General features: G+C 69.6%; 16 protein-coding genes and 2 pseudogenes. 7 read left to right on the top strand and 11 right to left on the bottom strand.

Annotated features, from left to right (window positions below):
- Positions 1-329: 329 nt before the first annotated feature.
- Both ACFYR3_RS21315 and ACFYR3_RS21310 read left to right on the top strand, forming a co-directional pair.
- Positions 330-491, top strand: a pseudogene (locus tag ACFYR3_RS21315) (pirin family protein); the annotation flags it as partial.
- 248 nt (positions 492-739) lie between these two features.
- Complete coding sequence (locus ACFYR3_RS21310; RefSeq protein WP_389284345.1) at positions 740-913, top strand: substrate-binding domain-containing protein; 174 nt, start codon at positions 740-742, stop codon at positions 911-913.
- A gap of 164 nt (positions 914-1,077) precedes the next feature.
- Here ACFYR3_RS21310 and ACFYR3_RS21305 read toward each other — a convergent pair whose 3' ends face one another.
- The gene (locus tag ACFYR3_RS21305) at positions 1,078-3,210 is read right to left on the bottom strand and encodes a glycoside hydrolase family 6 protein (protein ID WP_355840588.1); all 2,133 of its coding nucleotides are present in this window, start codon (positions 3,208-3,210) and stop codon (positions 1,078-1,080) included.
- 750 nt (positions 3,211-3,960) lie between these two features.
- Here ACFYR3_RS21305 and ACFYR3_RS21300 point away from each other — a divergent pair.
- Positions 3,961-5,778 carry a cellulase family glycosylhydrolase gene (locus ACFYR3_RS21300; RefSeq protein WP_389284343.1) on the top strand — a complete coding sequence of 606 codons (1,818 nt, stop codon included), beginning with the start codon at positions 3,961-3,963 and terminating at the stop codon, positions 5,776-5,778.
- 477 nt (positions 5,779-6,255) lie between these two features.
- On the opposite strand, the gene ACFYR3_RS21295 is transcribed toward ACFYR3_RS21300, so the two are convergent.
- A complete protein-coding gene (locus tag ACFYR3_RS21295) occupies positions 6,256-7,914 on the bottom strand; it encodes a ricin-type beta-trefoil lectin domain protein (RefSeq protein WP_389284341.1) in 1,659 nt (552 codons plus the stop codon).
- A gap of 550 nt (positions 7,915-8,464) precedes the next feature.
- On the opposite strand from ACFYR3_RS21295, the pseudogene ACFYR3_RS21290 reads away from it, so the two are divergent.
- Positions 8,465-8,635, top strand: a pseudogene (locus tag ACFYR3_RS21290) (IS5/IS1182 family transposase); the annotation flags it as partial.
- A complete protein-coding gene (locus ACFYR3_RS21285; RefSeq protein ID WP_355840657.1) occupies positions 8,608-8,967 on the top strand; it encodes a hypothetical protein in 360 nt (119 codons plus the stop codon). The pseudogene ACFYR3_RS21290 and the gene ACFYR3_RS21285, both read left to right, overlap by 28 nt.
- A gap of 20 nt (positions 8,968-8,987) precedes the next feature.
- Here ACFYR3_RS21285 and ACFYR3_RS21280 read toward each other — a convergent pair whose 3' ends face one another.
- The 4 genes from ACFYR3_RS21280 to ACFYR3_RS21265 all read right to left on the bottom strand — a co-directional run bounded on the left by ACFYR3_RS21280 (position 8,988) and on the right by ACFYR3_RS21265 (position 13,169).
- Entirely contained in the window at positions 8,988-10,277 is a 1,290-nt protein-coding gene (locus ACFYR3_RS21280) for an MFS transporter (protein ID WP_356780682.1), read from the bottom strand.
- Between the two features lie 256 nt (positions 10,278-10,533).
- Positions 10,534-10,971, bottom strand: coding sequence for a hotdog domain-containing protein (locus tag ACFYR3_RS21275; RefSeq protein ID WP_355840584.1), 438 nt, complete (start codon positions 10,969-10,971; stop codon positions 10,534-10,536).
- 87 nt (positions 10,972-11,058) lie between these two features.
- Positions 11,059-12,090 carry a methyltransferase gene (locus ACFYR3_RS21270; protein ID WP_389284338.1) on the bottom strand — a complete coding sequence of 344 codons (1,032 nt, stop codon included), beginning with the start codon at positions 12,088-12,090 and terminating at the stop codon, positions 11,059-11,061.
- 47 nt (positions 12,091-12,137) lie between these two features.
- Positions 12,138-13,169: a methyltransferase gene (locus ACFYR3_RS21265; RefSeq protein ID WP_389284336.1), complete on the bottom strand. Its 1,032-nt coding sequence runs from the start codon at positions 13,167-13,169 to the stop codon at positions 12,138-12,140.
- A gap of 259 nt (positions 13,170-13,428) precedes the next feature.
- Between ACFYR3_RS21265 and ACFYR3_RS21260 the strand changes: the two genes are divergently transcribed.
- Both ACFYR3_RS21260 and ACFYR3_RS21255 read left to right on the top strand, forming a co-directional pair.
- Entirely contained in the window at positions 13,429-14,385 is a 957-nt protein-coding gene (locus tag ACFYR3_RS21260) for a proline iminopeptidase-family hydrolase (protein ID WP_389284334.1), read from the top strand.
- A 5-nt stretch (positions 14,386-14,390) separates the two neighbouring features.
- Positions 14,391-15,278 (top strand): TIGR03619 family F420-dependent LLM class oxidoreductase, encoded by an 888-nt coding sequence (locus tag ACFYR3_RS21255; protein WP_389284332.1) that lies wholly within the window; start codon positions 14,391-14,393, stop codon positions 15,276-15,278.
- Between the two features lie 27 nt (positions 15,279-15,305).
- On the opposite strand, the gene ACFYR3_RS21250 is transcribed toward ACFYR3_RS21255, so the two are convergent.
- The 5 genes from ACFYR3_RS21250 to ACFYR3_RS21230 all read right to left on the bottom strand — a co-directional run bounded on the left by ACFYR3_RS21250 (position 15,306) and on the right by ACFYR3_RS21230 (position 20,308).
- Complete coding sequence (locus tag ACFYR3_RS21250; protein ID WP_389284330.1) at positions 15,306-16,892, bottom strand: GMC family oxidoreductase; 1,587 nt, start codon at positions 16,890-16,892, stop codon at positions 15,306-15,308.
- A gap of 57 nt (positions 16,893-16,949) precedes the next feature.
- A complete protein-coding gene (locus tag ACFYR3_RS21245) occupies positions 16,950-18,173 on the bottom strand; it encodes a beta-ketoacyl-[acyl-carrier-protein] synthase family protein (RefSeq protein WP_355840578.1) in 1,224 nt (407 codons plus the stop codon).
- A complete protein-coding gene (locus ACFYR3_RS21240; RefSeq protein ID WP_389284328.1) occupies positions 18,170-18,418 on the bottom strand; it encodes an acyl carrier protein in 249 nt (82 codons plus the stop codon). The genes ACFYR3_RS21245 and ACFYR3_RS21240 overlap by 4 nt, the downstream gene beginning before the upstream one ends.
- A 71-nt stretch (positions 18,419-18,489) precedes the next feature.
- Positions 18,490-19,491: a beta-ketoacyl-ACP synthase III gene (locus ACFYR3_RS21235; protein WP_356780694.1), complete on the bottom strand. Its 1,002-nt coding sequence runs from the start codon at positions 19,489-19,491 to the stop codon at positions 18,490-18,492.
- 49 nt (positions 19,492-19,540) lie between these two features.
- Positions 19,541-20,308 carry a BTAD domain-containing putative transcriptional regulator gene (locus ACFYR3_RS21230; protein ID WP_389284368.1) on the bottom strand — a complete coding sequence of 256 codons (768 nt, stop codon included), beginning with the start codon at positions 20,306-20,308 and terminating at the stop codon, positions 19,541-19,543.
- Between the last annotated feature and the right edge of the window lie 377 nt (positions 20,309-20,685).

Here is a 20,685-nt window from a genome sequence, read left to right as displayed (position 1 = left end):
CGCTGTTGCTGATCGGCTGGGCCGTCCCCCGGCACACCGGCGGCGCCGGGGGACAGGCTTGGCCACACCGAGGGTGACTGCATAAAGTGCAATCAGCCGAACCCGGTACCTGGGCCGGCGACGATGAGCTCCTTGAGTGTGCCCGGGCGGAAGATGCCCGGGCGCTTGCAGACCCATCGGGGGCCGACCTCTGCGGAGACGCTCCGCCCCCGCCCGCGCATCGGCGCCGCACGATCCCGCTCCCTGGTTCGCCCTCTTGCGTGCAGGAAGCGCGCCTGACACCGGCACGTGTCGGGTCGTACTGGGGAGGTTTGATATCCCCCGAGGGTTGGTGGAACTTCATCGGCCGCACCCAGGAGGACATCGAACGGGCCCGCCAGGACTGGGCCAAGAGCGCACGCTTCGGTGAGGTGAAGGGATACGACGGCGCTCCGCTGCCCGCACCGGAGTTGCCCCCGCCGCCGCTGAAGCCGCGCGGAAGAGTGCACTGACCTGGGGTTCCAGCTCTGGTGCACGCCTCTCGCGGGACACGGCCGTCCCCGCTCGGCACCCGGCGTTCCCGAGGGGCGATCGCTTCTCGGGAACGCATCGACGGAGAAAACGGGTGAGCGGCAGTCGGCGGGTTCTTCGCCTTCGCGGCGGCGGTGAGGCGTGACAAGCCGTGTGCCCGGATAGCCACCGTCGGCGATCGACGAGGCCGAGGGACCGGACGCCCGCGGCGCCGCGCGGTTCGCCGCCAGTGACCTCCAGGTGTTCGGCGTACGCGGCACTGCGCGAAACGGGGCTGCGCGTCTGGCACGACATGGGCGTCGTCGGCTTCGCCGACGTTCCGATCGCCCGGTGGAGCGATCCCACCCTCACCACGGTGCGCCAGCCCCTTCAGGCCAGGCCGCCCGAACGCTGCCACGTCTGATCGACGGGGAGGACGTCGACCTGCCGCGCGCCGAACTCGCCACGCGGCTGGCCGTCCGCGGCAGTACCGCCGCACCGCGCCAGGACGGATGAGCGGCGGCGTCCTGCACGGACGGCGTGAGGGCCGGAGCGTCACCGCCCCGGCCCCCTGTCCGTTCCGCCCGCCTACGGCTCGGTGCCCCAGACGAGGGTGCCCGACACATACACGGTCACCTTCGCCGCGTCCGCGTAGGAGGTGTTGGCGCCCCGGCTGTAGTCGTTCGACTCGTCGAAGTTCGACCAGTCCGACTTGGCCATGCGCAACTGGAGATCACCGCTGTCGGCGCCGGCGGCCAGCGAACCGGAAGCGAAGCCCACCTCCAGGTAGTGGTCTGCGCCCGCGCGGCTCGGGGAAACGGCGCTCACCGAGGTCTTCACAGTGGAGCAGCCGAGCTGCGCCCAGTCGCAGAAGGTCTGGTAGCCGGCGGAGGAGGACTCCCCGGTGAACCAGTAGCGGATGGTCACCTTGGACAGGTCGACGGCGCCGGAACCGCCATTGACGAGCTTGAGGCCGGGCCTGATCCCGTTGTCACCGCTGGAGGAGTCGTTGTTCTTGTACTGCGCCTTCAGGCCCGAGGTGCCTCCGCCTCCGCCCGATGCCTTGGTGGTGGCGGACACCGCCGTGGACGAGGCCGAGACGTTGCCGGCCGCGTCCTTGGCCTTGACGGTGTACGTGTAGGTGGTGGAGGCGGCGAGCCCGCTGTCGGTGTAGGACGTGGCGGTGGCGCTGCCGACCTTGGTGCCGTCGCGGTAGACGTCGTATCCGGTGACCGCGGTGTTGTCCGTGGACGCGCTCCAGCTCAGGGTGGCGCCGTTGCTCGTCGTGGAGCTGACCGCGAGACCGCCGGGAACGGTGGGGGCCTGCGTGTCACTGCCGCCGCCACCCGATCCGCTCAGGGTCGGGTTGGCGTTGGCGAGCAGTTGACGGAACTGGGCGGAGAACCAGTGCCCGGCGAGCGGGGAGTTGGGCAGTGCTCCGGTGAGGTTGTTCCCGTTACGCCCGTTCCCGGTGTACGTGGGGTCGCACATCCGGTCGAAGCCCTTGCCCTCGTCGTTGTCGACGGCCTGGCTGGCCCCGTCGGACTCGCCCGGCGGCTTGGCCCACACGTAGGCGTCGATTCCGGTGTCGGGTGCGGTCGCCGGGCGCTCGCCGAGACCTGCCCCGCTCTGGTTGCACCAGTTTCCGGCGTGGATGCGCCGGTCGATGCGACCGCCGTCCACGTAGGCGTCGACGCTGGTCGTCGGGCCGGGACCGGTCGGCCGGGCCGAACCGCCCCAGCCGTTGCGCGAGGTGTCGATGAGCATGCCGATACCGGCGTCGAAGCCCTGCGCGACGAGCGCGGTGCGCAGGCCCTGTGCGTACGAGCTCTCGTCGTCGTACTGGTTCCAGTCGATCCACTTCGACTGGCGCACCGTCTGGCCGTTCACCGTGTCCGTCACCTTCACGTACGGCTCTTTGGTGGCGGAGTAGTTCGCGGTGTTCACGATGAAGCCCGTCACATCGTTCACGGTGGCGCCGTTGGTGGTGGCGGCCTTCTTGAACTCCTGGGCCGACGGCGTGAGGTTGCTGTCCCAGCCGAGCCAGCCGTGGTGGCCGGCGTCGATGTAGTTGTAGGCGTTGGGCAGAGCGCCGAGCTTGTGGAGGGCGTATCCGACGCCCTTCTCGTAATTGCCGTTCGCCTTCATGGTGGCGCACTGGGTCGTGGAGCCGGCGGTGCCGCCCGCGTTGGTCACGAGGTTGGGCAGCGAGTCGGGCTCGATGAGGTTGACTATCCGCAGGCTCGCGTAGGCCGGGTCGGCGAGGATCGCCGCGATCGGGTCGATGTAACTGCTCTGGTAGGTGGCCAGGTCGTCGGGACCGAGTTCGCCGTTGGAGGCGAGGGCCGCGCAGTCCCGCCCCGGCAGGTCGTAGATGACCAACTGGACGAGGTTGGCGCCCTGCGCCTTGGCCGCGTCGAGGTGCGCCTTCAGACCACGGGCGTCGGCGGTGCCCTGGATAGCGGCCATCCGGTCCAGCCAGACGAAGGTGGGCTGGTCGGAGACGGCCGAACCGCCCGGCTCCGCCGCGGCCTTGGCCGACCAGTCGGGATTCACGTAGGCCTTCGCGCCGACGTAGGGATTGTCGAGTTTGGCGGCCGCGGTCGCGGTGGTCGGAAGGGCGGCGACGGACAGGGCTCCGAGGAGGGCACCGACGGCCAGAGCGGCGGTCCGCTTCGGTCCGCTTCGGCGCACGGTGGAGTCGGGTCTACGGGAAGGCATCGGCCATCTCCTGGGGAGAGCAGGCGGGTACGGTCGGCGTGCGGGATCGCCGGCGGCCACCCGGTGTGCCGCGGCTCGGGCACACCGGACGGAACTCCGCCGGGCGGGCGTTGCGTTCAGGCATGACGAAGGTGCGACCGCGTGCGTCGCGCAAGCTGGAGCCGGAGGGCCGCCGAACATGAGCGCGCCGCGGCGTCGTCCGGACGTGGGCCCGGCATCTTGCCGGTGCGCGTGGACGGTGCCCGGTCACTGATGTGACGGCGGGGACATGGGGCTGAGGTGGGAGCGCTCCCAAGGTGCGGCGTTCGACCTGTGGATGTCAACACCCGTGCGAAAGATGGGTTGCCGACACCTCATCACTCATTGCGCTCGTGGCGTGCGCACTCGCGGGCTGTGCGGGTACATGCCGGGTCGCGGCGGGCGCGAAGGCGTAGGAGGCGCGGAAAGCGTCCCACGGAGAATCCGGAAGGCGGGGGTACGCCCGCCTGGCCGCAGTGGCGCGGGTGTGGTCCGGACGGGACGTTCCCGCGGTCGACGGCTCCGCGGAGGGACACGATCACCGCGTGAGGTATTGACGCGAACACGCTTAGTGGCTTCCATGTGCGCAGTCCGGCTTCGACGAGCCGGCCGTCGGGAGCGGGACACTCCTGCCGGTCCGCGGGAGCCGTCATGCCGGACGCCCATCCGCCTGCCCGCCCGGAGATGCGCGCCCAAGAATGGGAGCGCTCCCACCCGGAGAGGACCCCCACCATGCGTCACCCACCCTCATTCCGCGTCAGGCGCACCCTGGTCGCGCTCCTCACCGCGACCCTCGCGGCTCTCGTCCCGTTCACGCCGGCGGTGCCCGCACAGGCGGCCGCCGCCCCCTCGTCCCCGTCGCCTGCGGCAGCCGCGTCCGGCGCCGGATACTGGCACACCGAGGGCCGCCGGATCCTCGACGCGCAGAACCAGCCGGTGCGCATGGCAGGCGTCAACTGGTTCGGGTTCGAGACGTCCAACTACGTTGCGCACGGCCTCTGGTCGCGCGACTACAAGTCGATGGTCGACCAGATGAAGACCCTGGGCTACAACACCATCCGCCTGCCCTACAGCGACGACATCTTCAAGGGCACCCAGCCCAACGGCATCACCTACGCCAACGGTCTGAACTCCGACCTGCAAGGTCTCAACTCGCTCCAGGTGATGGACAAGATCGTCGGCTACGCGGGCTCGATCGGCCTCAAGGTCGTACTCGACCGTCATCGGCCCGACTCCTCGGCCCAGTCGGCGCTCTGGTACACCTCCGCCGTCCCCGAGGCGACCTGGATCGCCGACCTCAAGGCCATGGCGGCGCGCTACCAGGGCAACACCGCCGTGATCGGGATCGACCTGCACAACGAGCCGCACGACCCCGCCTGCTGGGGATGCGGCGACACGAGCACCGACTGGCGGCTCGCGGCGGAACGGGCCGGCAACGCGGTCCTGTCCGTCAACCCCAGCCTGCTGATCTTCGTCGAGGGCGTCCAGACGGTGAACGGTCAGAGCACCTGGTGGGGCGGCAATCTGGCCGGGGTCGCCACCGCGCCGGTGCGGCTGAGTGTCGCCAACCGCCTTGTCTACTCGGCCCACGACTACGCCACCAGCGTCGCCCAGCAACCGTGGTTCAGCGACCCGTCGTTCCCGGCGAACATGCCGGCCGTCTGGGACAAGAACTGGGGCTACATCTTCAAACAGAACATCGCCCCCGTCTGGCTCGGCGAGTTCGGCACCACCCTGCAGTCGACCATCGACCAGAAGTGGCTCGCGGCGCTCGTCGACTACCTGCGCCCCACGAACACATACGGGGCCGACAGCTTCAACTGGACCTTCTGGTCGTGGAATCCGAACTCCGGCGACACGGGAGGCATCCTCAAGGACGACTGGCAGACCGTGGACACCGTGAAGGACGGCTACCTGGCGGCCATCAAGGCCCCGGGCTTCACCGGAGGCGGGGGAGGCGGAGATGCGACCGCACCCTCGGTACCGGCCGGACTGGCCGTGACCGGTACCACCGCGTCGAGTGTGTCCCTGTCGTGGAAGGCCTCCACCGACGACACCGGGGTGACCGGCTACGACGTCTACCGTGGCACCGCCAAGGCCGGTGAGGCCACCGGCACGTCCTTCACCGACACGGGCCTCACCGCAGGGACCCGCTACGACTACACCGTGCGGGCTCGCGACGCGGCCGGCAACACCTCCGCGGCGTCCGCGTCGGTCACCGCCACGACCGCCGGCACCGGGGGCGGCTCCAGCGGATGCAGCGCCACCTACAAGGTGAGCAGCGACTGGGGCAGTGGCTTCAACGCCGACATCACGGTCACCAACACGGGCTCCTCGACGACCAAGTCGTGGCAGGTCACCTGGGAGTGGCCGGGCGGCCAGACCATCTCCGCGATGTGGAACGCCTCCTACAGCCAGGTGGGCAGGACGGTGACCGCGAACAACGCCGACCACAACGGCGCCATCGCGGTCGGCGCCTCGACCGGCTTCGGGTTCGGTGCGACGCCGGGTGGCGCCGGTACGCCGGTCCTGAGCTGCCGGGCCGGCTAGCGGGACTGCCGGGCCTGCCTCGGCCGGACCGCAGCACGCCGCACGGTGCGGCGGACGCCCATGGTGAGCCTCTCCGTGCGGCGGCGCGCGGCCGAAGCGGGACACGACGTCCACCCCGCCTTCGGGACGGACAGCACCGTCCTGCATCCGCCGCACGGAGAGGGAACCGAGCCCTCCGTACCACCGAGTGATCCGTCGGAAAATGTGGTGGGGTCAACCCCCGACGGGCTGTCGACTCTTGTCCTGCGCCAGTGCTTGCTCACCCGCGATACATCGAAGAGCCTCACCGGCTGAGGTGCTGCCCTTCGATGTACCCGGCCTCGGTTCACGCGAGGTCTGGAGCCACTCGTGTGCGGGACACCGGCGATCCGCTCACGCCGGGGATTGCTGTGTGGCAGAACAAGCAAGCTGCGAAGCGGACCTGTCCGGGACGGGCAAAGAGGAGGCTTCGGCCGGGGGCCGTGAGCCTCCTCCCTCTCATGCCAGGGCGAACTTCTGGGCGCCGGAGCTGTTGCAGTCCCAGATCTGGAGGCGTGTGCCGTTCGCGGTGGCGCCCGACGGTGAGTCGATGCACCGGCCGGTGGCCGGGTTGGACATCGAGCCATCGGCGTTGGCGACCCAGTTCTGGTAGGCACCGCCGTTGCAGCCGGCCAACTGGAGCGGTGTGCCGGCCGCGTTGACACCGCCTGCGATGTCCAGGCATTTGCCCAGCGTGCGCAGGGTCTGGCCGCTCCACGTCCACTTCTGGTCGAGCGAGGTCGCCTGCTGGCAGTCCCACAACTGGACCGCGGTGCCGTCACCACCGGTGTCGTCACCCGCCACGTCCACGCACTTGCCGCCCGGTCCGTAGATCGGGGTACCGATGGCGAAGTTCTGGGCGCCGGAGCTGTTGCAGTCCCAGATCTGGAGGCGTGTGCCGTTCGCGGTGGCGCCCGACGGCGAGTCGATGCACCGGCCACTGGTCGGATTCCGTAGCGTGCCGTCGGTCTGCCGCACCCATGACTGGTAGCCGCCGCTGTTGCACGTGGCGAGCTGCAACTTCGTACCCGCGGCGCTGTTGCCGCCGGTGATGTCCAGGCATTTGCCGAGAGTCTGCAGGGTCTGGCCGCTCCAGGTCCAGTGCTGGTCCTTGGCCGACTGCTGGCAGTCCCACAGCTGCACTGCGGTGCCGTCGCCGCCGGTGTCGTCACCCGCCACATCGACACACTTGCCGCCGGGTCCGGTGATCGTCTGGCCGGTCGATGAACCGCCGCCGCCACCCCCGGAGCCAGGCCCCTTGTTGTAGACGGCCACCGAGTCGACGACCAGTTTGCCGCCGGAGACCGTCGACGCGTTCGGGCCCCCACCGAAGGCGTCCGGGAAGCCGCCGCCGATAGCCAGGTCGTAGATGATGAAGAAGGGATGGTCGACCGCGTCGGACCAGGTCGTCGCGTCCACCTGGTTGGCGTTGACGGTGAAGAAGTTGTTCCCGTCGAGGTAGAACCTGATCTGCTCCGGCGACACCGAGCGGTCGATCTCCGCCGCGTAGTCGTGGAAGCCGGTCTGGCAGCCGGCACAGGCGCGTTCGCCCGAGCCGATGCCGGTCGACTCGTTGCACGGCCCGCCCGGGTTCACGCCGCAGTGCAGGGTGCTGAAATCGGAGCTGCGGCCGTTGATGTCCTCCATGATGTCGATCTCGCCGGACTTCGGCCAGGTCACACCGTCGCGCAGCGGCGCGCCGAGCATCCAGAACGCCGGCCAGTAGCCCGCGCCGTTCGCGGTGGTGACGTTGGGCTGCTGGAGGACGGACTCGATACGTACGACTCCGCCGGCCGGGGCGCCGAAGGCCGCCGACTGGGTCTCCACGCGCCCGGAGGTCCATCCGCCCCGCGGGTCGGAACCGGAGTGCAGCGCCTGGAGCACCAGATGCCCCTGGCCGTCGTAAGAGACGTTCGAGGTGCTGTTGGTCATGGTCTCGATCTCACCGGTGCCGAAATTGCTGCCCGGCCCGGTGTCGTACTTCCACAGGCTCTGGTCGATGCCGGTGCCGGACGCGCCGTTGAAGTCGTCGCTCCAAGTGAGCGTGAAGCCCGACGGCGTCGGGGGCACTGCCGCTTCGGCGTTCAGCGTCCCGGTGACGGTGGCCGCCACCGTCATGACGGCGACGGGAATCAGAGTCAGCGCTCTCTTCCATCCGCGGCGCCGTGGTCTCGCAGAGGATAATTGCATCGGTCTGACCTCCGAAGAAAAGGCGTGATCGTGCTTGTCCGCCACGCCGCCCCGGTGATCTCCACCAACAGTGAGCAGCGCAAGCGCACTTGCGGATCCGGATGACGACGAACAGGGCGAGGACCGGCAGGCACCTGGGCTGCCTTGGACAGGCAGGCCCACAGCGGGCGGCCGGGCTTCCGTCCCTGGACCAGCGGACGCACTATCAACGCAGGTGACGGCTGGCGGGTGTTGAGCCGTGTGGAGTTCTGTGCGGGGCGACGCTATTGGACCGGACCAATGCAGTCAAGGCTGAGCAACGGACCTCGTTCTGGAGGGACGGATCTCCGTGGCTCTGTCATCAGAGGGCGGTTTCATGCGTTCTTGAGTGGTTCTGTGATCGCCTGATGGTGTGGGGCTCAACAGTTGGGCGCCGTGTCGGCAGGATTCGATGTCTCCGTCGACCTCGTGCCGGATGACCTGCGGAAACACGTGGCCCGCCCGACTGTTGCCTCCTCGTTCGCCCAGGAGGCATCGGCGTCCCGCACGGTTGCCTGCGGACGACCGGGCCGCACTGCGAGGCATCGTGTACGTGCTGTGCGAGAGCTTGAGCCGGCGAGACGTGCCCGCGGAACAGGTCGGTTGCAGCGGCGTGACGGCCTGGCGGCGACCGCTCCCGCCGCGTCCGCCACCGCTCCCACGCCGGCCGGTGACACCTCCGCCGGTGCGGTGATCCCGATCAACCGGGCGGGCAGGACGGCGGGTGTCACGTCGCACGACATCGCCTGGCCGGTTGCCACCCGCGACAGCAAGGAGACGTGGACGCTCGGCCCGCTCCAGACGTGGCGCACCCGCACCACGGCCCAGTCGGCGTCCGGTCCGGTCATCGCGCGGCAGGGTTCGCCGACCCGGGAAACCGGAGCAGTCGACCCCGAGTGGTCGGGACCGACTTTCCGCCGTCCCGCTAAGACGATCTCCCACCGATCACGGGAGTGGGCGTGACGAGGGAAGTCCGCTGCCGGTCAGGGCACGCTTCGGATGCGTTGTACCAGGACAGCGCCGAGGAGGGTGAGGACCGAGGCGAACGCGAAGAGCGCCCGGTAACCTCCGAGGTGCGTGACCAGTACGGCGGCGATGGCCGGTGCCAGCACGTGCGGAAGGGAGTTCGCGATGTTGATGACGCCCAGATCCCTTCCGCGGTCGCCCGCAGTGGGCAGCACTTGGGTGATCAGGGCCTGGTCCACCGAGACGTAGACGCCGTAACCGATGCCCATCAGGCTCGCGGCCATGAGTGCGGCCGGCCACGTCGGCCAGATCGCCAGCAGGCCCGAACCGAGCGCGATCACCACGCCGGACGCCGTGACCAGCGACTTGCGCCGACCGAGCCGGTCGGACACCACACCGCCGATGAACGCGGTGAGCACGATGCCGACGGAGTAGAGGGCGACGAGAGTCAGCAGCCCCTGTTCGGCCTTGTGCCCGGGAAACCGTTGTTCGTAGCGCACTTCGTCGCGCAGGAAGTAGAGCAGGTACAGCGTTCCCGTGGCGTTGCCGAGCTGGACGAGCAGTCGCGTCAGCCACGCGAGGGCGAAGTCCCGGTGGCGGCGAGGGCTGATCCAGAACCCGGCCAGGAACCGTGACCAGTTCACGGCGGGCACCGCGGAGCGCGGCAGCCGCGCGTCCTTGACCGAGGACACGAACGGCACGGCGAACAGGACCACGACGGCGGCGACCAAGGGGTAACCGCCGTGCGGTCCGCTCACGACGACGGTCGCCAGGACCGTACCGAGCACGACGGCCAGGGGCTGAGTGGCGCCCACCCACGCGCTCACGACGGCGCGCTGCGCGACGGGGACGTGGTCGGGCACCTCGGAGGCCAGGCCTGCCAGCATCGCGCTGAGTGAGAGCTGAACCAGACACCAGCCGAGTGCGACGCCTGTCACCGTGGTCTGTGGGGCCAGGATCAACAGACCCAGCGCGGCGCCCAGCGCGCCGCCGACCAGCCAGGGCCTTCGGCGGCCGAAACGGGAGGTGGTGCGGTCCGACAGGGCGCCCGCGAGCGGGGTGGCGACCAGCGCTGTCACGGCGCCGAGCCCGGTGACCAGGCCGAGTGCCGACGCCTTGTTGTGCGGGTCGATCGTCTCCAGTTGTTGGGCGAGCAACACCTGCACAGGGGTGTACAACGCGGTCCACATGCCCAGACTGACGAGCGCGATGCCGCCCACGAACCTTCGTCCGACCCGCGTGACCGGTTCTGCGAGCGTGTCCGGCACGGACGTCGTGGCGGTGGCGGACCCGGTTTCAGGGGTCATCGTGGCCCTTCGGTCTGGGTGGGGTGTGCCCGGTCTCAGGAGCCGGTACGGCCGATCACCACCCGGCCGGGCGTCCCGGGCCGGTGAACTCGGCCAGTGTGGTCCGGACGGCTGACCGGACTCTGACATGGCGTTGACACCGGCCCGCTGACACGTCGTGGACAGCATTGCGGCCCCGGGCAGGCAAGCCCGGGGCCGCGATGTGACATCTCCGCCGCTGTTCAGCCCCTCGCACCGAGGCGCCTGGCCGCCGATCTCAGAGCAGGGCCTTCGCGACGTCGTGGAACTCGGGGCTCCAGGACGTGGGGCGCAGCGTCTTGGGGTCGAGCCGGATGTGCACCCGCCGCCCTTCGGCATGCACCACGGCGCCGTCCGCGGACAGGACACGGAATCCGTACACCGCGCTGGTGTCGGAGAGTTTGTCTATCCAGAGGTGGACGCCGATCTCGCCCGTACCACGAATGGGTGCCCGATAGCTGATCGAGAACTCCGCCACAGCCAGGAATACGTCAGGGTGGGTGTACTTCCCGTCCGTGTACGCGAATCCCTTGCGTGCCCAGAATGTGGTCAGCGCACGTTCCACGAGGACCATGTAGCGGGAGTTGTGCACGAAGCCCATCGAATCGAGTTCGTCGAAGTGCGTGTAGCCGGGTTCGACGATGCCGCGCTCCGCAGTTGTCTCACCTTGAGTCATGCCTGCCTCCGAGGGGTGCTGAAACGAACCGACTCCGGACGGTAACAGTGGAGATCGTCCCCGTCGGGAGAATCAGCCACTGCCACGTCAGACCGGAGCGACCTCCACGATGGACAGGGCTCCCGGCGTGGAGATGACCCCGAGCGACTTGAGTTCCGCGGCGGCGAGCAGTTCCTCGAGTTCCTGCTCGGTGCGTTCCCGTCCTTCGAACACCGTCAGCATGACGATGTCGGAGAGAGTCACGGACGGCGGGACGTCCGTGTGCGGGCGCACCGGGTCGACGATCAGGAGGCGCGACCGCTCGGTCATGGCGCTGCGTACGGTGCGCAGAATGCGCAGGCTGTCGGTGTCGCTCTTGTCGTGGATGATGCGCTTGAGGACATAGAAGTCCGCGCCGGACGGCACGAGCTCGTAGAAGTCCCCCGCGGTGGTCTCCCAACGTCCCTCGATCGCGGGCTCGTCCAACTTGTGCCGCTGGAGGACGGATTCACGTTCGAAGAGGACACCGTGCAGGCCGGGGTTGTGGACGAGCACGGTACGCAGGAAACCGCCGAGACCGCCGGCCAGATCGACGACGGTTCCCGTCGGCGGGAAGTCGTAGGCCGCGACGATGCTGTTCTGCTCCGTCATGGACATGGTGTCCATGGCGTCGCTGAACAGCTGTTCGCGCTCCCCGTCGCCCTGGATGTAGTCGAAGAGGGGGGCGCCGAAGATGTCGTTGAAGGCGGTGTTGCCGTCGCGGACGGTGTCTTCGAGGCGTCCGGCCGACAGCCAGTACATCTCGTCCGTGAACAGCAGGGCTGTGGAGCGGACGGAGTAGGGGACGTCGGTGCGCAGGACGTGTGCGGCGGGGGTGAGGTGGAAGGTGGCGTGCTGGTCTTCCTCGAAGATGCCGCGGGTGGCGAGGAAGCGCATGATGCGGTGGAGGAACGGGGCGTGTGTGCCGGTGAGTTCGGCGAGTTCTTGGCTGGTTTTGGGTCCGTCGGCGAGGAGGCCGGCGATGTCGTGGCGCAGAGCCACGCGCAGTGCGGCGGGGTAGAGATAGCCGAGCGAGTCGCCGAGGACCTGCCTGACTGCCGCTGCGATCTCCGTGGCCTGGGTCGGTTGCGCATCGCTCAAGGTTCGGCTCCCGGTGTCCTGTTCACGAGCGGTTGGCTTCGTGCGGCTCAGGCCGTCACGGCTTCGATGATGGACACCGTGCCCGGCGTCGGTATGACCCGGACCAGTCGAAGACCGGCGGCGGTGAGGAGTTCCTTGAACTCCGGCTCGGTGCGCTCCTTGCCGTCGAAGATGGTCATCATCGCCACGTCGTACAGCTTGGCCGCGTGCGGCTCGTTGCCGGGCGGCACCACGGCGTCGATGACCAGGAGGCGTGCCTCGTCGGACATGGCCTTTCGGACGGCCTGGAGAATCCGCAGGCTGTCGTCGTCGCTCCAGTCGTGCAGAACGCGCTTGAGGACGTAGATGTCGCCGCCGGTGGGCGCGACGTCGAAGAAGTTCCCCTCGGTCGTCTCCCAACGGCCCTCGATCGCCTCGTCGTCGAGCTGATGCTGCTGGAGCACCGCGTCCTGCTCGTACAACACACCATGCAGGCCGGGGTTGTTGGCGAGCACCGTGCGGAGGAAGCCGCCCGGGCCGCCGCCGACGTCGACGATCTTCCCGGACTCGGGGAAGTCGTAGCTCTCCGCGATGCCGCCCTGCTCGATGGTCGACAGATCGGCGATGCCGGTGTGGAAGGTCCGGGCGCTCTCCTCGTTCTGGTCGAGATAGTCGAAGAGGGGGGCGCCGAAGATGTCGTTGAAGGCGGTGTTGCCGTCGCGGACGGTGTCTTCGAGGCGTCCGGTCGACTTCCAGTACATCTCGTCCGTCAGCAGCAGGGCTGTGGAGCGGACGGAGTAGGGGACGTCGGTGCGCAGGACGTGTGCGGCGGGGGTGAGGTGGAAGGTGGCGTGCTGGTCTTCCTCGAAGATGCCGCGGGTGGCGAGGAAGCGCATGATGCGGTGGAGGAACGGGGCGTGTGTGCCGGTGAGTTCGGCGAGTTCTTCGCTGGTTTTGGGTCCGTCGGCGAGGAGGCCGGCGATGTCGTGGCGCAGAGCCACGCGCAGTGCGGCGGGGTAGAGATAGCCGAGCGAGTCGCCGAGGACCTGCCTGACTGCCGCTGCGATCTCCGTGGCCTGGGGCGGTTGCGCATCGCTCAAGGGTCTGCCTCCTACTGCATCGAACTGTGGTCGCGTGACCTGGCGCGCGAGGGCTGCCTGCCCATCGGTCACGGATCAGCCTGGCGTCACCCACTGACCGGCGCCTGACGGGACGCTGACCCGGGTCGGGCTTGCGCCGGTTTCGGTCGCGCGGTCAGCGAGCTGTCAGGAGGCGGTCAGCCGCCGCGGCGACGATGCGCCCTGTGTGCCCTCTCGCCGATGGTGCGGGGCCGGAGTATCCGAGGACGTGGAGGCGGCTTTGACGGCACTGGACGGCGTGACCGCGACCGAGGGCGTGATGGAGTGGCGGGGGCACAGGACGTGGTACCGCGTGGTCGGCCCGCCCGGCCGCGGCTCCGGCCGGCCAGCGCTGGTGATCTGCCACGGCGGCCCCGGACTCACCCACGACTACCTCACCTCGGTCACCGAGCTGGTGAGCACCGGATGGACCTGTGTGCTGTACGACCAACTCGGCAGCGGGCGCTCGGAGCACCACGGGGAGGTCACCGCCGAGTTCTGGACGCCCGAGTTGTTCCTGGACGAACTCCGGCTGCTCGTGGATCACTTGGGCGTCGCTGACGACTTTCACGTGCTGGGACACTCCTGGGGCGGGATGCTGGCGCTCGAACTGGCCGTCCGGCGGCCGGCGGGGCTGAGGTCGATCGTCGTCGCCGACGGATTCGCGTCCTCGCTGACCTATCGCGAGGAGGTCGCCCGGCTGCTGAGTGAACTGCCCCTGGACGTACGGGAGCCGATCGAGCGCCACGAGGCGGCGGGAACCACCGGCTCGCCGGAGTATCAGGCGGCGGTACGGGACTTCTACGGACGTCATGTGTGCCGCGCCCGCCCCGTGCCGGACGAACTCCGGCGCACCCTGCGGCATTTGGGAGCGAACTCCACGGTGTACGAAGCCATGATGGGGCCCAGCGAATTCACCATGACCGGAACCCTGCGGAACTGGGACATCCGCGACCGGCTCGACCGGGTGCGGGTCCCGGTGCTGCTGGTGTCGGGGCGGTACGACGAAGTGACGCCCCGCGCCGTCGAGGAGATCCAGAGCGGTGTGCCCCGATCCGAGTGGGTCCTCTTCGAGGAGTCGAGCCACATGCCGCATCTCGAGGAACCCGCTCGTTTCCGCACCGTGGTCGAGACGTTCCTCGCACGACAGAGCGATCCGACGGTCGACAGCCGCGATCATCGGGCATGGCTAGCATGACCGTCATGGCAACCATTGCTCCGACCGTCGGCCTGTTCGGGATGAACATGAACGCCGCGGCGGATCCGACGGTCTCGGCCCGCATCGCCCGGCGGGCCGAACGGCTCGGCTACGAATCGCTGTGGGTGGCCGACCATGTCGTCCTGCCCCGTCCCCGGCCCGAGGAGTCCCCGCTGGAGCCGGACACCCCGCTGCTCGATCCCGTGGTGGCCCTGACGCACCTCGCGTCCCACACGGAGCGGATCCGGCTCGGCACCGGCTGCGTCATCCTTCCCCAGCGCAACCCGGTGGTGCTGGCCAAGCAGTTGGCCAGCCTGGACGTGGTCAGCGGAGGCCGCCTGATCTTCGGGGCCGGGGTGGGCTATCTGGAGCCCGAGATGAGCGCGGTGGGCGTCCCCATGGTCGGCCGGGGCGCACGGGCGGACGAATACCTCCAGGCCATCAGTGAGCTCTGGTACGCGGACAAGCCCGAATTCCACGGCTCGTACGCCGACTTCGGGGGCGTCGACGCCCGCCCGCGGCCCCTGCAACGCCGAGTGCCGCTGGTGATCGGCGGGCACAGCGCCGCGGCGCACCGGCGCGCGGTCGCCCACGGCGACGAATGGTTCGGCTATCTCGTCGGCCTGCGCTCCGCGGCGGAACAGGTGCGCACGCTCAAGGAGCTCTCCGAGCGCGCCGGACGACAGGACAGACCGCTCAAGATCTCCGTGGCCCCGGCCCGTCCCCTGGACGCCGCCACCGTGAGGGCCTACGCGGACGCGGGGGTCGACCGACTCGTCGCGGTACCGCCCATGGACCTGACGGTGCCGGAACTCGAAGAGTTCGTGGAGAGGAACGCGCCCGGTGAACTCGGGGCGGCCCCGGCCCGGGAGACCTCCGAAGATCTCGTGTGAGGGCTGTCCGGCGCCGGGACCGGTGATTCAGGAGAGACCTCGAGCGGCCCGGGTGGCCCAGGCCGTGCCGTGGTCGGACGCGATGAACCGGGACACCTGCTCACCGACCAGCAGCGCCGGGGCGTGGGTGTTGCCCGTGGTGATCGCCGGGAAGACGGACGCGTCGGCGACCCGCAGTCCGTCGATGCCGTACACCCGCAGCCGCGGATCGACGACCGCCTCGGCGTCCACGCCCATCTTGCAGGTGCCCGACGGATGGTGATACGTCGTCACCGTTCGCCTCAGATAGGCGCGCAGTTCCGGGTCACCGGCCGCCTCGCCCACGGCGGGGCCCGGGTACAGCTCGCGGGCCCCCCACTCCTCACGCAGGACCGAGGAGCGTCCGATGTCCCTGCACAACGCCGCGGCGGCCACCAGGGAGTCCAGGTCCGCTCCCGTACGCAGCGTGCCGGGGTCGATGAGCAGCTCGTCCTCCGGCCGTGCCCCGGTCAGCCGGATCGACCCGCGGGCAGTCGGCCGGACGATTCCGGCCTGCAGGGTGAAGCCGCTCGGTGGCCCTGCCATCCCCGGCTGGTACATGGGGACCGGGAAGTGCAGGGGCTGGAGGTCCGGCACCGGCAGTCCCGGCCGACTGCGCCAGAAGAGATGTGTCTGTGCGGGGCCGAGGCCGGGCGAGGGTCGGCCCACGGGGCGCTCCGTGCCGAAGATGACGGGCGCCAGGACGTGGTCGTGCAAGTTCTCTCCGACGCCCGGGAGATGGGCGACAGCGTCGATTCCCAGGGAACGCAGAGCGGCGGTGGGGCCGATGCCGGAAAGCATCAGGAGCCGGGGCGACTCGATCGCTCCCGCGCTGATCACCACCTCCGCACCGGCGGTGGCCTGTTCGACGACCCCCTCCCGCAGCCACTCCACGCCGGTGCACCGGCTGCCCTCGACGAGTACGCGGCGCACCCGGGCCCCGGTGACCACGGTCAGGCCGGGCAGATGGGCGACCGGGTCGAGATAGGCCGCGGCCGCGCTGCACCGGCGGCCGTCGGCGATGGTGAAATGAATCTTGGAAATCCCCTCGGGGCTGCCCGAGTTGTAGTCCGGCTGGCAGGGGATGCCGGTCTCCCGCGCCGCCTGGATCAGCGCGTCGTGGATCGGGTCGGCCTGGTACTTGGTGAGCACCGGCAAGGGGCCGCCCGAGCCGTGCAGTTCGTCCGCCCCCGTGTCGTAGTCCTCGATGGTCCGAAAGACGGGTAGCACGTCCCGCCAGGACCAGCCGTCGTTGCCGAGATAGGCCCAGTGGTCGTAGTCGAGCGCAGCGCCCCGGGCGTAGATCAGAGCGTTGAGCGCGCTGGATCCGCCCAGCACCCGACCGCGTGGCCAGTGCAGCCTGCGGCCGGCCGCGTGCTCCTGCGGAGTGGTGAGGTACGCCCAGTCGTGTTCGCCGAACCACAGTTCACCGAAGCGCAGCGGGTCGTCGATGGCGGGGTCGGTGGCCTGGCCGCCGGCTTCCAGAAGCAGGACGTTCGCGCCCTGGTCCACCAGGCGTCGCGCCACCACGCAACCGGCGGAACCGGCGCCCACGACGATGATGTCGAAGGGACCGTTGCTGAGCGATTCGGCCACAGGCCGACCTCCGTTGACGTGGCGTCGGGCAGGGGTGAGGGGATGTACGAGGGGTTGCTACGCCGAGGTGAGGACCAGCACCGCGTTCTGACCACCGAAGCCGAACGAGTTGCTCACGGCCACGTCGATGCGCTGGACACGTGGGCTCTTCGTGACGACGTCCAGCTCGATCTCCGGGTCCAGGTTCTCCAGGTTCGCCGTCGGCGGCACGGTCTGGTTCTCCAGGGTGAGTACGGTCAGCGCCGCCTCGATCGCGCCCGCCGCGCCGAGGGAATGACCGACCGCGCCCTTCGCGGACGTCACGGTCGCACGCGTGCCCAGCAGTTGGTGCAGGACCTTGGACTCGGCCGCGTCGTTCAGCGGCGTCGAGGTGCCGTGCGCGTTGACGTGGTCGACGTCGCCCGGCGACACGTCGGCCGAGGCCAGCGCGGTCTGAAGGGCCCGTCGGGCTCCGGCGCCCGACGGATCCGGGGCCGTCATGTGGTGGGCGTCGGCGGAGGCCCCGTACCCCGCGACCCTGGCGCGGACGCGCGCTCCGCGGGCCCGCGCGTCGGCCTCCCGCTCCAGGACGAGTACGCCGCTTCCCTCGCCGATGACGAAGCCGTCCCGATCCACGTCGAACGGGCGGGACGCGGTGGCCGGTTCGTCCAGCCGCCGGGACAGAGCGCCCATCCGCGCGAAGCCGGTGACGATCAGCGGACTCACCCCGGCTTCGCTGCCGCCCGCGATCACCACGTCGCACTGATCGTCGTGGAGCAGCTGGGTCGCGACTCCGATCGCGGTCGCGCCGGAGGCGCAGGCCGTGGCGGTGACGAAATTGGGCCCGCGGGCACCGAACTCCATCGCGAGATGACCCGCGACCATGTTCGGCACCAGCAGGGGGATCAGCAGCGCGGAGACCGAGTCCGGCCCTTCGGAGAGCAGGATCCGGTGCTGCTGCTCCCAGGTCGAGACGCCACCGAGTCCGCAGCCCACGACGACGCCGACGCGCGCGCCGTCCCACGTCCGGGGGTCGAGCCCGGAGTCGGCGACGGCCTCACGCGCGGCGACGAGGGCCAGCTGGACGAACCTGTCGTGCATGAGGTTGCTGCGCCGCCCGACGAGCTTGGTCGCGCTGAACTCCGGGACGGTGCAGGAGATGTCGACCGGAAGGCCCTGGAGGGTGGGATCGTGTCTGGCCGTCGGCCGGCCCTCGCACACGCCTTGCCAGCTCGCCTCGGCGCCGATGCCCGCGGCGGTGACCAGACCGAGCCCTGTGACGGCGACGGAGCGAGCGCTCATGACGTGGTCGCCGCCGCCTGCTCCTCGATCACCTCGGCCGCCCGCCCGATGGTGTCGCGGGGCGACGCGGCGTCGTCGCTGACCTTCACGCCCAGTTCCTTCTCCACCACCAGCAGCAGTTCCACGAGGAACAGCGAGTCCATCTCCAGGTCCTCGAAGGTCACGTCGGGCTTGATCTCCGAGCGCTCGACCTCGAAACGGTTGACCAGGATGTCGACGATCTTGTCGTACATGGCTGTCATCATGCATTCCCTTCGTCCGGTGGTGCTGTCCTGTGGTGGTGCGCACGGGCCGCAGGCGGCGCCGCGCCGAGTGGTCACGCCGGGCGGTCGCCCGGCCACGTCAGTACGGACGAGCCCCAGGTGAGGCCCCCGCCGAAGGCGGTGAGCAGGATCCGGTCACCCGGGCGCAGCAAGCCGGTGGTGTGCGCGTGGTGGAGGGCCAGCGGGATGGACGCGGCCGCGGTGTTGCCGACCTCGGCGATATGGCTGACGGCGCGCTGCCGCGGGATGTCGAGTTCGTCGGCGAGCCGGACGAGGATCCTCGCGTTGGCCTGGTGGGCGACCAGCCAGTCGACGTCGGTGGTGCGCCAGCCCGCCCGGTCGAGCGCCGTGGTCGAGGACTTGGCCATGCGTTGTACCGCGTGCCGGAAGACCTCCTTGCCGGCCATCGTGAAGTACCGGTCCGCGGCCTCGGCGGGCAGCCCGGACAGGCGCTGCTCCGAACCGTCGGCGCGTACCGTGATGAGATCGCGGCCCGCTCCGTCGCTGCCGAGGTCGAACGGTCCGATGGCGCCCGGTTCGCCGGGCTCTCCCGCGCGCAGGACGACCGCGCCCGCGCCGTCACCGAAGATCGCCGAAGTCGTCCGGTCCGTCGGGTCGAGAATGCTGGAGAACGTGTCCGCCCCGATGACCAGGGCGCGGGTGGACACGCCGGACGCGATCAGCCCGGCGGCGGTGGCGAGACCGTAGACGAATCCCGTGCACACGGCGGAGATGTCGAACGCGGCCACGCCCGACAGCCCGAGCCGTGTCGCCACCGTGGGAGCGGTCGCCGGACAGATCCGGTCGGGCGTGGACGTCGCCACGAGGACGGTGTCCACATGGGGGTCTCCCGAGTGCTCGAGAGCCCGCTCGCCGGCCCCGACCGCCAGGTCGGAGGTGGCCGTTCCGGGCGCGGCGAAGTACCGCCGGCCGATGCCGGTCCGGGAGCGTATCCACTCGTCGGAGACACCTGAGACGGCGGCGATCTCCTCGTTGGACACCGCGCGGGGCGGCAGGCAGCCGCCGATGCCGGCGAGTATCGCGGCAGGGGTCACCGGATGCCGCCCGTGGGTATGCCGGGCAGGCCCGGCACGCTCACCCCGTTCACGCGATCCGGCCCATGGACGAGGACCCGGTGATCCCGCTCAGCGTGAGGGCGGGGTCCTGGGCCAGGATCTCGGCGTAGCGCTGTTGCAGGAGCAGGCCCGGCTGTACACCCAGGTCGTCGTCCAACCGGCGACGGGTGCGGTGGTACAGGGTCAGTGCCTCGCCCTGTCGTCCCGAGCGGTACAGAGCGATCATCAGCTGGGCACAGAGGTGTTCGTGCAGGGGGTGCTGGGATACGAGGGAGCGCAGGTCGGCGGCGGCCTGGCGGACGTCGCCGATGGCCAGTCTGGCGCTGACGAGGTCTTCCCACATGGTCAGCCGACGCTCGTCGAACATCGCGGCCGCCGCCTTGCACCGCAGGCCGTCACCGGCGTCCAGCAGGGCCGGTCCACGCCACAACCGCAGCCCCGACTCCAGGAGTTCGATCGCCCGGTAGGGGTCGTGGCGCAAGGAGGTCGAGCCCCGCGCCGCGAGGCCGAGGAAACGGTTGCCGTCCACGGACTCGCGAGGGATGTCCAGTACATAGCCGTTGTACACGGTGCGCAGCACGGTTCCGGCCGCGCGGCCCCGAGAAGGGCTCTCAAGGATCTTCCGCAAGCGTGCGGCGTGCGCCTGGAGCGCGTTGTGCACATTGCCCAGAGGCTGGCCGGACCACAGCTCGTCGGCGAGTTCGACATGGGAGATCGGCTGACCGGGTTCCAGCGCCAGGGTCGCGAACATGGCACGTACCTTGTTCGAGCGGATTTCACGTTCATGACCGCCCACCGTGACGGAGACGGTGCCAAGAATTTCGATGTGCACGACACTCCTAAGTCAATTCGACTCGGTCCGGCGTCCTGTCGGCGGCATCGCCATGGCGTCCGATTGTCGGCTACCGCGATCTCGTGTAGATCAAATTGCTCGGACGCCAATCGTTGTCGTGCGACGGACGGAGTGTCAAGGGAGATATCGCCGGTACAGGGGGTACCCCAGGGGCTCTCCAAGGGTGCCCAGGGAATCCCCTGGTGCCTTACCAGGGGCGGCTGATGCAAGACTCCTGGCGCCGGAGTCCGCCGAGGACAACCGCGTTAATTGCATGCGTGTCGACTGTTCGTCAGACCATCAATTCGAACGGGATCGGAGCATACGGTGACCAGTGGATC

It is taken from the genome of Streptomyces sp. NPDC005784, from assembly GCF_042871525.1.
Classification (GTDB): Bacteria; Actinomycetota; Actinomycetes; order Streptomycetales; family Streptomycetaceae; genus Streptomyces.
The sequence above is the reverse complement of the archived record's forward strand: the minus strand, read 5'-3'. Positions and strand labels throughout refer to the sequence as shown.